Origin of the sequence: Thioalkalivibrio thiocyanoxidans ARh2 (genome assembly GCF_000385215.1) — a bacterium.
GTDB lineage: Bacteria > Pseudomonadota > Gammaproteobacteria > Ectothiorhodospirales > Ectothiorhodospiraceae > Thioalkalivibrio > Thioalkalivibrio thiocyanoxidans.
In genome coordinates this window covers 1-12,768 of record NZ_ARQK01000047.1, presented here as the reverse complement: position 1 = coordinate 12,768, position 12,768 = coordinate 1, and the positions used below count along the sequence as shown (strand labels likewise).

Genomic DNA, 12,768 nt, shown 5'->3' with positions numbered 1-12,768 from the left:
CCAACGTTACGGTCGCCAGGCCGGATCATATCGCCCAACGGTAAAATCCTGCTGATACAAGGCGGCCACACGCGGATAGAGCGAGTCGTCGTAGAACTCAGCCACTCGGCCCGCCGCACCCTGAACCTTGCCCTGATAGCTGCGCTCCAGCGAATGAGGCTTGCTCAGATCCAGTGACACTGGGAGTGTTACACTCACCGCCGCACACACCCGTTTCATCTCCTCCCTCAGGTTTTCCAGCTGACCGACATGATCGAACTCATCCGGAGGCGCCATCAGCAGGTCGCACTGCGGCCAGAAATGCTTGTTCACCCAAAGACCGCCCGTCTCGAGGAACCCAACGAAATCGGAAAAACCGTCCGCATCCTGACGCCCGGCCCCCGGAAAACAGGAATATCGAGACTTGGCCGATGCCACCTTGTCCAGAAAGCCCGAAAGGCAGCGCGCGTAGGGATTACGAAAAATGGTAAATCGGTAGTAACGGCGGGCCGCCAGGAGTTCCCGAACCGAGAGATCTTCCAGTCGCTTCCCCGAACTGCGCGCGTTCTTCAGCTCCGACCGATAGGCCGCCCGCGTCATCGACGTGCCCGCTGAAATGCTTTCGCCCGCCACCAGCTCATTCAAGTAGAGGGAAATGCTTGAGTTACCCGACTTCTTGATCCGGTTATAGATCAACCCCAGGTCAGGGTAGACATGAGCGCGGTCCATTGTGGCCACCCGCAGTCCTCGCGTGGCGGTCAGCCACGCGACTTTGGAACGAGTCAGCCTCTTGCGGATACTCGGTGTGTGTTTTGCCATAACAGTACTCGATATCGCCGCGGCCGAGATGCGAGGCAGCGTAAGGGTTCCCCCCTGGGAGCGCTGGAACGCCGCTCCCTTGCATCGGGGTGGTACCGCGCCCAGCCTAACCTTCGTTACGCTCCAGACTGTCCGCGAGGAATCGGGCCGCCTTGTCAGGGGGCACGCTCGCATCCAGATGCACAAGCGGGATGTCCCTGTCGCCGCAGATGCTCGCAGCAATCTCGGTAATGCCGAGAGCCTGCTCAACCATTTCGTGGAAACGTGTTACGTCCGGGTTGCGCTGGCGCAGGCGCGCATTCACGAGATCGGGTGGGGCAACCACCAGAACCAGCGCGTCCGGGGCCGGCATGCTGCCCAGATAGGCCCGGACCTGTTCCGGCGACGCCCCCTGGCCCAGACTAATGGCCCGCTGGGCAAGTCCTTCATCAAACGGAATCCAAGTGTTTCCCGGCAACCGTTCGGTCGCTCGTGCCAGTGCGACACTACCCATGAAACTCTGCATCCGTTCCAGCGCAAGCGCCTCTCCTCCCTCCGACTCGCCACCGCGCACCAGCGCTAGACGCAAGAACTCGGGCCATGGGGATCCGGCCTCGCGCAGAGATCGGAACTCGTGACGCACCATCTCCTTTTCAAGCTTGGGGCGCATCCATCGTTGCAGACCCTTGCGGGCATACAGGACCGCCTCAAACCGTCGCCGGAAAACCCCCGCGCCCTGGCGCTCCTGATAGGTCCACAGCGGAAGTGATCGTGGAGATGCAGCCTCGATACCCCGGCGTTTCCATTCTGCCTGGAGAGGTCCGAGCAGCGCGGTTTTGCCCACGCCAGGCGGCCCCATCAATTCCAGTCGACGCATGCGTTAATCCACCCCGAGAGCCTGGCGCAGCTTTTCGCTGGCACCCACAAACTTGTCACGACGCTTGTCCGAAGCAGCGCTCGCAAACTGGGGGCGAAAGGCATGCGCGAGAGCCATCGACAGCAGCGAGGCAATGCGGTGCTCCGGGCACCACTCGCGTCCGGCGGAATGCCACAAAGAAGCCATTTCCGTGTCGTAGTCGCCCCGCAGATAGTTTGTGCGCAACGCAGCATTCACCGGCGCGGTCCCGCGCAGGAGCGACAGCGCGTCGTAGAAAAAAGGTAACGGTTGCACCCGTTCCAGGTCGATCAGCACAACACGTCCATCCGGACGAACAAAGACATTCCCGTTGTGACAGTCGCCGTGGCATTCGAGCAGGGGCGCCTCGCGCAGGACATGCTCGATACCCGTCTCATACTGATCCAGCGCCCTGCGCAACCAACCCGGAAGGCTCCATCGCCGAATCTCGCTCCAGACCCGATCGAGGTCGAAAAAACCCTCGCAATGCTCGACATGGTGCTCGCAACTGGCCAGCAGTTGGCGATATACCGGATCCCATTGCTCTTCGTCCGCATCACGGACAGGAACGCCATCGACAAAGGATTCACGGACGGCAAAAGCCCCCGGGATTTTCACCGTGGCCTGGTTAATCTCGGGGCAGGGATAGGAACGTGCCAGCCACTGTGCATGGCGTAACAGCCTGTCGACCTGCCCCGGGCGATCGGTTACCCGAAGCATCCAGCGCCGCTCTCGATCCACCAGCAACGTCCAGTCGCTACGCGCAATCAGCGTATCGCACGTCCCGGCAGCACCTCCCGCCTGCAGCCCGTGCTTGCGTCCGGCAGGGCCCTGTCCGGCGGAACGCAGAAGCCTTTTTTGATACGCATCGGGGTGGACGCCGTCCTTTGGGCAGTAGGCCACACCCGCGGACACCTGCCATTCTCCTCGCGTCAGCTCCGGTTCCGCCCAGCGCAGCTTGAGCCGCGTTTGCCGCGCCTGCTTCCATTGGGCGAAAAGACCCTTCAACGCGGCATCCCCTGCCCCGGAGACGCCAGGCCGAAAAAGTCGAGGTATGCCCGGGCGGCCGTTTCCGCCCGAAAGGGGCGCACCGCGTCCTCACGCTCGAATGTGGGCCCCTCGCCGCGCAACGTACGATCCAGGGCATCGGCAAGGGCCTCGGGATCCTGCATCGGCACCAGGGTTCCAAAACGACCATCGGCGAGGATCTCGCGCGGTCCACTGGGGCAATCGGTCGACACCACGGGCACGCCGAGTCCCAGGGCCTCCATCACCACATTGACCAGACCCTCCCAGCGAGAGGACAGCGCAAACACGTCGGAACGCGCCATCCATGCATAGGGATTGGAGACGAAACCCGGCAGATCCAGGTCGCCCTCGATACCCAGTTCCCTGGCCAGGACGCTCAGGGCCGCTTCCTCGCGCCCCTTGCCGACAATAATCAGCCTTGCCTCGCGCCGTTCCCTCAGGCGAGCAAATGCGCGCAGCAAGGTCGGATAATCCTTTTGCGGCACCAGGCGCCCTGCTGACAGAATCACGGGGCAGGTCTTGTTGGTTAGCCAGGGATGGTCCACGGACTCACGGGCCCGCTCCAGCGTAGACGAAGCAACCGAGCCACTGTAAATACGCTGTACGGTCACCCCTTTCAGGCCCACGGTATCCACCAGATCATCACGCACACCGTCGGAAACGGCGATTACTCCGTGCGAGCGCGGATACCAGCGACGAATCTGACGGAACTTCCGTTCCCGCCGCAGCGGCTCGGCCGCCAGCTTTTCCGATTCACCAAAGGTATTGGGTACGCTCAGGAAGCGCTTCGCCCCCGTATCCGGCAGCATGCTCACCTGAGCCAGGATCATGTTGGTGATATGGTTCACCGAAAGGATCACCCGCGGCCGGCGCCGTCGCAGGTAGCGCCAAAGGGCCAGTGCGGTCGCGAATTTCCCGCGGGTTCCCAGGTGCACACACGCCACCGATGATGGCATCTCGTCGGGGTAAAACATCTCCCCGTCGCGGAAAGTCACCAACTCCACCGACCAGCCCTCGCGCGTCCACACGTGGATCTGATTCATCAGCCGCCGATAGGTACCTCCCCACGGCCGAAACATCCCGAAAAGCACGATATCCGGCACGCCACGTCATCCGTTTGTGCGGGGGGCGTTAATGTGCCGGGCCAGGGCCGCGGCGACCATTGGCGCCAGGAACATCGTATACAAGTGGATCTGCTTGAACGAATCGAGAAAATACGTGCCCAGCATCGCCACCAGCATGAAAGGCACGAAACCGATCGTCGTAAATGCCAGCCCCAACCCGACCCGATCCGTGCGCGGCCGCGCGCGTACCTGGCGAAAGGCCTCCCAGATGATGGCTATGAAGAACGCAATCATCAGGGCATATCCGATTCCGCCCAGGCGCGAAAGCAATTCCACGTGGGCGTCATGAAAATGCCCCGAACGACCTTCAAGCACCGGTGGCAGAGGGCGTTCTGCCATCATGTGGTAGGGATCCCCGGGGCCCCATCCCGTCATTGGGCGGTCGAGCCACAGCTGGATGGCGAACACCTTGTACGCACCTCGGGCTCCGACATTGCCATCCTCGAACTCCCAGGCATCTTCCAGGCTCTCCATGGCCAGGATTTCACCAATCGCGTCCGCGCGGTCCATCGCACGACGTTCGATCTCGTCCCAGGCAAAGTGGACCCCGGAAGCAAACAGGGCCACCAGGACCAGCAATCCTGCCATCACAGGTGGACGGCGCAGCTCGCGGCGGAAGTGCCAGGCCAGCAGAATGGCCAACACTGACAAGGCCACGATCAGGGACAGCCATCCCGTACGCGACTTGGTGACGAAAATGGCGAGCAGGAGCATGACCACGGCCACCAGAACACCGCTGGCGCGAAACGCAATAGCCCAAGTGCCGCGTGCCCGGGGTTGGTCGCCATTACCCAGTAGCAAAGCCGGCACAAACATCAACAGGCCGATCAGCATGGCCCCCATCGCCAGAGCGGCCCGCGAATGCCCCATACCGAATATGTAGCGGAAGGTTCCGGTCAGGGCCTGATTGAAGTCTTCCCAGGACCACGTGGGCAGTATTTCAAAGAAGAGAAACCCAAGGGCCATTACCACCAGGGCACCCACGGCGTGACGCAACCAGTCGCCGGTAGCCACCAGCGCCATGGCCAGAATCAGTACGGGTAATGCCAGGATACGGACCCAGGTCCCGGTACCGTCCAGATGCTCGCTGGACAGTTCCGGCTGTTCGATAAAGGCCGCCGACAACCCTCGCAACAGCACATAGACGATAAATGCCGCGGCAATCCAGAACACCGGACTACGAATGACATCCTGCCAGTGGCGCACCACTACAAGAGCGGTGATGATCAGCATACCGAACTGGGCAAGCTGCCCCAGCGTAATGCTGAGCGGCGACAGGAAGGCGAACACATACACGCAGGCGATAGCCGCATAGCGAAGCCCGCCCTGTGATGGCCCAATGGAATTCATGGGCATGGCGCGCCCGTTCATTGCTGTCATGCGAGTCTCGTTGGTTGTTCGTGCAGGCGCAGAGGCCGACCACCTTTCGGGGCAGCATCTGACTCATAGAAAATCGGTCGTCAGTATAATGGGTGCTCACAGGGGGTACAGCCCAACAGCGCCCATCGTCACGTCCCCATCATGGGTCCGGATCACAACCAGAGAAACCGATGCGAGGCGCCCGTTGCGATTGCCCGATGCCAGACGATAACCGCGTTCACATTCCGCGCCATCGGCCTGACGCCCGCGCATTGGCGCCGGACACGGCGAACCATGCCCCGACATCGCCCGGCACATGCCTCGAGCCCTTGGCCCGAAACCGATGGATCCTGCAGGACACGTCACTGCTCCCAACGGTTTCCGAGGAACTGTTTCAGCCACAGTGGCTGCGTCAGCAAGGGGCCATAACCGCAACCCGTACTGGGCGCCGGACCACCCACTTCCTCAGGCACGAAGAACTCGACCTTGTATTGCGGCACTACTGGCGCGGTGGCTGGATCGCCAAACTGTCGGAAGACCACTACTGGTGGACCGGCCTCGCGCGCACACGCCCATTGCAGGAATGGCACCTGCTGCGTGCCTTGTATGATCTCGGTCTCCCGGTCCCCCGCCCTGTCGCGGCCCGGGTCGTCCGCCAAGGCCTGTGGTATTCGGGGGACTTGATCACCACCGCTATCCCAAAGGCCCTGCCGCTTGATGAGTACATCCGGGAAGGACTCGACACCCCGGCCCTGTGGCGCGGAATCGGGACCGCCGTTGCCCGTTTCCACAATGCCGGCACCTGGCACGCCGACCTCAATGTTCGCAACATCCTGGTCGGGCCAGGTGACGAGGTCTGGCTGATCGACTGGGACCGGGGTCGCCTCGGCGTCCATCGAGGGCTGGAGCGTAACCTGACCCGGCTACAGCGTTCGCTGGCCAAGTGGTCCGGCACACGGGAGCGAGGAGCCAGAGGCTGGTCCCATCTGCTGCAGGGCTACAACGACGAACGAAAACCGGCATGACGACCAGGCGGCTGGCTGTGCTCGTGTCCTACACCGGCGATGGTGGTGTCGAGAAGATGATGAACCATCTTCTGCGAGGCTTCGTGGATGCCGGCATCCAGGTTGACCTTCTGTTGCTGAAGGCGCGTGGCGGTCATCTGGAGCAGATTCCCGAGGCCGTGAACGTGATCCGGCTGGACGCGAGGACCTCTCTGCTGGCGCTGCCCGCCGTCATCGGTTATCTCCGCCGTCAACGCCCGGCGGCATTACTGGCCGCCAAGGACCGTGCCGGCCGCGTGGCCCTGCGTGCACGGCGTCTGGCGCGGGTACCCACAAGGGTCGTGCTCCGGATGGGCATGCACCTGAGCGGTTCGCTTGCCGGCAAGACCTCGTTGCAAAGGCTGCTCCGTTATCTCCCTGTCAGGCGGCTGTACCCGCAGGCGGATGCGATCGTCGCGGTAGCGGGTCCGGTCGCGGAGGACCTCGCCCGCATCGGCAGCATCCCGCCGGAGCGGTTCCGCGTGATTCCTAACCCGGTGATCTCCCCGGAGCTGCCTGAACGCGCGGGGCAGGTCGCAGACCATCCCTGGCTGGATCCGGCCGCCTTGGAAGCGACACCGGTCGTGCTGGCCGTCGGTCGTCTGAAGCCGCAGAAGGATTTCGCGACGCTCCTTCGGGCTTTCGCCCGGTTACACGCTCAGCGCACCTGTCGGCTGATCATCCTGGGAGAAGGGCCGGAGCGGGCCCGACTGCAACACCTGGCGCGGGAACTGGATATCGCGGACCATGTCGATCTGGCGGGCTTCCGCGCCAACCCGTATCCGTTCATGCGTACGGCCAGCCTGTTGGTCCTGTCATCACGCTTCGAGGGTTCACCCAACGTCCTGGTCGAGGCCATGGCACTCGGGACGCCGGTCGTCGCCACGGACTGTCCCAGTGGTCCACGCGACATCCTCGACGGCGGGCGCTGTGGGCCACTCGTTCCTGTAGGCGATGCTGCTGCACTGGCCGATGGTATGGCCCGCGGGCTGGATGCACCGACCGAACCGACACAGCTCCAGCAGGCGGTCGCCGACTACACCGTTGAAAAGAGCGCCCGCGCCTACCTGGATGCGCTGGGCCTCGTACCGACCTTAAAGCCGGACACCAACACCCCATGAAAGCCCCCATCCTCATCGATCTGCCCACCGAAAAGCTCGAGCGGTATCTCGACAAGCGCGACCCGGCGACCAAGGCCCGGTTCTTCATGGATGGGTTGCTCCTTCCCCGGGGCGTGCGTCGCGGACAATGGCACCGGCGGACCAAACCCTTTGACCAGCACCCGATCTACGGACTGCTGGAACACCTGCTGAACGAAGGGCGCAGCCGAGACGAACACATCAACGCGCTGCGGTACTACTATCGGGAACGGGGCAAGACCGTGGACCAGGCCGAGGACAAGATCGCCCGCTCCCTGGACAAGTACCTCGAACGATACCGCGGGCTGGCTCGAAGCATGGCCGAGAATGGATATGTGGCCGGTCTGGGCAAGGACGAGATTGGCGTGGCAATCGGACCGGAGGGCGAATTCATCAAGGTGGCCAACGGGAACCACCGCCTTGCGGTGGCCCGCCTGACGGGAGTCTCCCAGGTCGTAGGGGAAATCCAGTTCGTACACCGAGAATGGCTGCGACGCCAGCCCTCGGGCCGGGATGTCGACCAGACCATCCTCCATACCCTGCGTTCACTGAATGCCCGACGGCAGAACACGGATTCATGATGCGCGGGCGGTACAATGCCAACTTCCGTTCTCAGCCGACGTCCGATCCATGCTGATCTCCTATCGCAAGAATTTCCTGTTCGTGCACATCGCCAAGACGGGCGGGACCAGCATCCGGGCGGCCCTGCGGCCGTATCGCTGGGGCGGGTGGTACAGCATTCCGCTGTGGGCGGCGAGCCAGGTCAGCCAGCTGACCCGCCCCCGGCACAAGCTGGGGCTGAAGTTTCCCCGCCACGCGAAGGCGATCGCGGCGAAGGAGATGCTGCCGGAGCCGGTCTACCGCGAGCTGTTCAAGTGCGCGATCGTGCGCAACCCATGGGATCTTCAGGTGAGTTCCTGGCACCACATCCAGCGGGAGAAGCCGGAGGTCCTGAAAGGGGTCAAATCCTTCGGAGATTTCCTGCGCCTGAAGTTCGATCCCGAGCGCCCATACGACTACATGCTGGACACCTCGGCGGAGTTGCAACACGAGTACATCGTGGATCTGCAGGGCCGGGTGATCGTCGACTTCATCGGCCGCTACGAGAACCTGCAGGAGGATTTCCGCACCATCTGCGACCGCATCGGGATACCTGCGCCGGAGCTGCCGCATCTGCGCCGCGCCACCGAGCGCGACGACTACCGGACCTACTATGACGATGCCCTCGTGGAGCTGGTCGCGCAGCATTATCGCCGCGACCTGGACCTGCTGGGCTACCAGTTCGATGCCCCGAACACCGGAAGCGGGTGACCGCCCGGATATCCCCGGGCTTGGACCACTCGCACTGGAACAGTGCATTCACGAGTACCCGGGCAAACGCCGGATCTTCCGCGCCCGGCTTGCCAGCGGGCAGCCGGTGGTCGCCAAGTTCTACCTTGGACGCATCAGCCAGTGGGCCGAATGGCGGCGCGGGACGCGTGGAGCGCGCCTGCTGGAAGCCGCCGGCGTCGCCGCGCCAGCCGTACACCACGCCGCTTATTGCCCCCGGTATCGTGCCTGGCTGCTGGTCCTGGGTCTCGTCGAGGCGGACGAACCCTGGCCACCGTCGGGAGACGACCCGGGAGACCAGGCCCATGCACGCCTGCTGGCCACACTGGCCGACCACCATCGCGCCGGCATCGTCCAGAACGACCTCAACTGGTTGAACTTCATCCCCCGTGAGGGGCGTCTGTTCGCCATCGACGGAGATCGCGTGCGTCGCCGCAACGGGCCACTCGGCCGCCGAGCTGCCCTCGACCACCTGCAACGGCTGTACGCCTCCAAGACCCGCCTGCCCGAGACACTAATACGGGAGGGCTTCCGGCAGTATCACGAAATGAGAGGCTGGGAAGTGACGGAAGCCGACCTGCAACGCTTCCTGCGCGACCTGCGCCGTGCCCGCCTCCAGCATGCCCGCCGCGTCGCCCGGCGGGCATGCCGGGGGTGGAAGCACTACCCCCGATTCCGTGTGGATGAGCTCGGGGTGATTCATGACCGCCGGGCGCTTGCCCGTGGACAGGCCGAACACCTCGCTCGCCAACTGCACGAAACCGGCGAACTGCCGGATGGGCTCTCCGGCCATGCCGATCGGTCATACCGGGCACAGCGAATCGATGCCCACTGGCAGGCGCTACCCGGCCTGCTGCGCCCGGTCCTCACGCGCCAGATCGCCCGGCGGGCCTGGAGTCATGCCCTCACGCTGCGGCGTCTGGGGCTCTCGGTACCCCGGCCGGTAGCGATCATCGCCGCGGATCGCGGCCTGGTCTGGCTGGTCTGGGAGACGGACCCGGAGTTGCGCCCGCTGGATGCCGCCAGCGAGCCCCCCGGAGCGGCGGCGGCCGAGACCCTGTGGGCCGGGCTGCGGGACTACGGCATCCGCTTCCGCGGGCGGGACCCGCGCATGCTGGGCAGCGATGGCCAGGCGCTGTGGATCCTGGATCCCCTGCCGCTGGCCTTCGGACGTCCGGAGTCGCGGGGGTTTCTGCGGGCCGCGCAGGGCGACCGGTCATGGCTGGAACGGATCAGTAAGCCTCGCTGAACCAGCGGGGACTCAGTCGATTCCCCAGCGACGCTCCTTGGCGTCGTTGGCGACCCGGCCCGGCCAGGCAATCAGGTTCTGGATGCGCTGCATGTAGGGCGGGATCACCTGTTTCCAGGCATCGTCGGGACGGATCTGGCTGCCCTCGGTCTTGCGAAAGACATCCGCGGAACCGATGTTGTGGTGCGGCATCTCCGCCCAGGCGTCCAGCTGCGGACGCTCGAACTCCAGACCCAGCCGGGCCATCAGCTTCGGCAGCTGATCTTCCGGGTCGTACGCCAGCTTTTCGTAGTTCAGCACGATGTGCGACTCGTTGCGCAGGAGGTAGTAGAGCCGCAGCGAGCGATGCGAATACGAAAAGGTGGGGATGTAGTTCTGCTGTTTGCGCTTGCGCAGCGACTGGGCCCGACCACGCGGGTCACGCAGGACATGGATCGGAATGACGTCGATGTCGGGCGCGGCCATCAGCCGGCGCAGGCGCTGCACCGACTTGGAGTTGTCGGTCACGAACGGGACGCCGCTGACCTCGGAGACCACCTCGAACAGCGTGCGGTTGTGCTCGTTGAAACGCGCCGGATCGCGGGCGTGCACATCGAGCGTCTCCAGGGTGCAGCCAAGACGTTCCTCCAGACGGGCATTGACGGCCGACCAGAACTCGCACTCCCAGAAACTGGGGGCACCACAGGGGCAGGGATGCTTGCGCGCGTAGTGCGCAAGCCGCCGCACCCCGCCCAGCGCCCGAATCTGGCTGTGGGCATCCAGCAGGATATCCGTCAGCGTCGAGCCACTGCGGCCCATCCCCACAAGATAGAGTACTTTCATCGTTGTTCCTGACTCGCTCGTATGCGTTCCACCACGGCGCTGGTGGAACAAGCGTCCATGAAATCCAGCACTCGTACCTCGCCTCCGTTCGCCACCACCGCGTCATGGCCGGCGATGGCCTCGGGCCGATAGTCGCCACCCTTGACCAGCACATCCGGCAGGACCTCGGCAATCAGGTCGGCCGGGGTGTCCTCGGAGAACGGGACCACCCAGTCCACCGCGCCCAGGGCCGCCAGCACGGCCATGCGCTGGTCCAGCGGGTTCACCGGACGCCCTTCTCCCTTCAGGCGACGCACGGAGGCATCGTCGTTAACCGCGACCAGCAGCCGGTCCCCCAGGGCACGGGCCTGGGCGAGATAGGCGACATGGCCGGCGTGCAGGATGTCGAAACACCCATTGGTCATCACCACCCGCTCGCCCGCTGCGCGCGCCCGGCGCAGTACCTCCGCCAGCTCGGTACGGGACAACATGCCCTGGCCGACCGCCCGGGGGGCGTAGATCTCGCGCTCGATCTCGGCCAGCGAGACGGTGGCGGTGCCCAGCTTTCCGACCACGATGCCCGCCGCCAGGTTGGCCAACTGCATCGCGTCCTCGAACGTCGCGCCCGCCGCCAGGGCGCCGGCCAGGGTGGCGATCACCGTATCGCCCGCCCCGGTCACGTCGAACACCTCGCGTGCCCGGGCCGGCTGATGCACGGCCGCCTGCCCTTCGCGGAACAGCGTCATCCCGGCCGCGCCGCGCGTGACCAGGAGCGCCGGGATCCCGCAGCGCTCCATCACGTCCCGGGCCGCCCGTTCGAGGCTTTCATCGTCCGGACAGGGGCCTGCCACACCCTCCAGTTCGGCGAGATTGGGGGTGATCAGGTCCGCGCCCCGGTAAAGGGAGAAGTCGCGGCCCTTGGGATCGACCAGCACGGGGACGCCGGCGGCGCGGGCGGCCTGGATCAGGGGTTGCGGGTCGCGCAGCGCGCCCTTGGCGTAATCGGACAGGACCACGGCGCCGCAGTTGGCCAGCAGGGGCTCGACCTGTGGCAGCAGGTCGGCGGCGCGGGTGCCGGGGAAGCCGTCCTCGAAGTCGAGGCGGATCAGCTGCTGGTGGCGGCTGATCACGCGCAGCTTGGTGATGGTGGCCGCGCCCGCCTGGCGGCGGAAGTGACAGGCCACGCCCGCCCCCTCCAGCAGGCCGGCCAGTTCGGCCGCGGCCTCGTCCTCGCCGGTCACACCGACCAGATCGGCGTGACCGCCCAGGGCGGCGAGATTCAGTGCGACGTTGCCGGCCCCGCCCGGGCGCTGCTCGATGTCGCGCACATGGACTACCGGGACCGGGGCCTCGGGCGAGATGCGGTCGGTGCCACCATGCCAGTAACGATCCAGCATCAGATCGCCGACCACCAGCACTCGGGCCTGATCGAACGGGGGCAGGGAGAGCTTCATCGGATGCGTACGCGGGAACGCCCGGGGCGGGCAGGATTCGCCCCGGCATGTGCGCCGGGGCGCGGGTGCCCGGTGCTCAGGCGTCGTCCTTCTTCAGGATGAACTGGGTGCCGCAGTACGGGCACTGGTAGCGGCCGTCCGGGGTCTCGTCGATCGGCAGGAAGACGCGCGGGTGCGAGGCCCACAGCGCCATCTTCGGCGTCGGGCAGTGCAGCGGCAGGTCTTTCTTGGTGACCGTGATCTCCGGCTGCGCGTTCGCGGTCTCGTACTGGTCCTGGTGATGGGCGGTATCGGGATTGACCATGGTTTTCGTCTCGCGTGTTGGGGAAACACTGATTAATGCACGCGCTCGCGCTCGAGTCGCTTTTGCGTGCGAACAAGGCGCGGTGACTGCCGTGCAGTCATTCTGCACAAGGGAACCGCAACGCCGTGCGCGCGCAAAAGCGGCCGAGCCCCGTCTTTCAATAGCTTGTGGGGGTTGGCACCCCAGGTTCCCCGATCCTGCGTTGCGCCGCTTGCGGGTAGAACCACTACCCGCTGCACGACGCGCCTTGTCTCGGAAAACCTGG

13 protein-coding genes are annotated in these 12,768 nt (G+C 64.8%); 5 read left to right on the top strand and 8 right to left on the bottom strand.

From position 1 onward, the window contains the following. Nucleotides 1-6: 6 nt before the first annotated feature. From G372_RS0105910 to G372_RS0105890, 5 genes are all read right to left on the bottom strand, one after another. Nucleotides 7-798, bottom strand: a complete 792-nt coding sequence (locus G372_RS0105910) for a sulfotransferase family 2 domain-containing protein (RefSeq protein ID WP_244263188.1) — start codon at nt 796-798, stop codon at nt 7-9. A gap of 106 nt (nt 799-904) precedes the next feature. Then, nucleotides 905-1,654 (bottom strand): hypothetical protein, encoded by a 750-nt coding sequence (locus G372_RS0105905; RefSeq protein ID WP_026340453.1) that lies wholly within the window; start codon nt 1,652-1,654, stop codon nt 905-907. A gap of 3 nt (nt 1,655-1,657) precedes the next feature. Next, complete coding sequence (locus G372_RS0105900) at nt 1,658-2,680, bottom strand: phosphotransferase (RefSeq protein ID WP_019624880.1); 1,023 nt, start codon at nt 2,678-2,680, stop codon at nt 1,658-1,660. Further along, entirely contained in the window at nt 2,677-3,780 is a 1,104-nt protein-coding gene (locus G372_RS0105895) for a glycosyltransferase (protein ID WP_196800089.1), read from the bottom strand. Before G372_RS0105895 ends, G372_RS0105900 begins: the two co-directional genes overlap by 4 nt. A 30-nt stretch (nt 3,781-3,810) precedes the next feature. Next, a complete protein-coding gene (locus G372_RS0105890) occupies nt 3,811-5,196 on the bottom strand; it encodes an O-antigen ligase family protein (RefSeq protein ID WP_019624878.1) in 1,386 nt (461 codons plus the stop codon). 206 nt (nt 5,197-5,402) lie between these two features. On the opposite strand from G372_RS0105890, the gene G372_RS0105885 reads away from it, so the two are divergent. Genes G372_RS0105885 through G372_RS0105865 form a run of 5 tightly spaced genes read left to right on the top strand, consistent with a single transcriptional unit; the run spans nt 5,403 to nt 9,944 of the window. Then, nucleotides 5,403-6,209: a 3-deoxy-D-manno-octulosonic acid kinase gene (locus G372_RS0105885; RefSeq protein ID WP_425274032.1), complete on the top strand. Its 807-nt coding sequence runs from the start codon at nt 5,403-5,405 to the stop codon at nt 6,207-6,209. Beyond that, nucleotides 6,206-7,348: a glycosyltransferase gene (locus tag G372_RS0105880; protein ID WP_019624876.1), complete on the top strand. Its 1,143-nt coding sequence runs from the start codon at nt 6,206-6,208 to the stop codon at nt 7,346-7,348. The genes G372_RS0105885 and G372_RS0105880 overlap by 4 nt, the downstream gene beginning before the upstream one ends. Beyond that, complete coding sequence (locus G372_RS0105875) at nt 7,345-7,947, top strand: hypothetical protein (RefSeq protein WP_019624875.1); 603 nt, start codon at nt 7,345-7,347, stop codon at nt 7,945-7,947. Before G372_RS0105880 ends, G372_RS0105875 begins: the two co-directional genes overlap by 4 nt. Before the next feature lie 49 nt (nt 7,948-7,996). Continuing rightward, nucleotides 7,997-8,677, top strand: coding sequence for a sulfotransferase family 2 domain-containing protein (locus tag G372_RS0105870; RefSeq protein ID WP_018137979.1), 681 nt, complete (start codon nt 7,997-7,999; stop codon nt 8,675-8,677). Then, on the top strand, nt 8,652-9,944 hold the full coding sequence (locus G372_RS0105865) for a hypothetical protein (RefSeq protein ID WP_026340452.1): 1,293 nt from the start codon (nt 8,652-8,654) through the stop codon (nt 9,942-9,944). Before G372_RS0105870 ends, G372_RS0105865 begins: the two co-directional genes overlap by 26 nt. Before the next feature lie 12 nt (nt 9,945-9,956). On the opposite strand, the gene G372_RS0105860 is transcribed toward G372_RS0105865, so the two are convergent. The 3 genes from G372_RS0105860 to G372_RS0105850 form a co-directional block, all read right to left on the bottom strand. Beyond that, nucleotides 9,957-10,766 (bottom strand): sulfotransferase family protein, encoded by an 810-nt coding sequence (locus tag G372_RS0105860; protein WP_019624873.1) that lies wholly within the window; start codon nt 10,764-10,766, stop codon nt 9,957-9,959. Next, nucleotides 10,763-12,199, bottom strand: coding sequence for a bifunctional D-glycero-beta-D-manno-heptose-7-phosphate kinase/D-glycero-beta-D-manno-heptose 1-phosphate adenylyltransferase HldE (hldE, locus tag G372_RS0105855; protein WP_019624872.1), 1,437 nt, complete (start codon nt 12,197-12,199; stop codon nt 10,763-10,765). Before hldE ends, G372_RS0105860 begins: the two co-directional genes overlap by 4 nt. 76 nt (nt 12,200-12,275) lie before the next feature. Continuing rightward, nucleotides 12,276-12,503 (bottom strand): zinc-finger domain-containing protein, encoded by a 228-nt coding sequence (locus G372_RS0105850; protein ID WP_019624871.1) that lies wholly within the window; start codon nt 12,501-12,503, stop codon nt 12,276-12,278. Nucleotides 12,504-12,768: the final 265 nt, after the last annotated feature.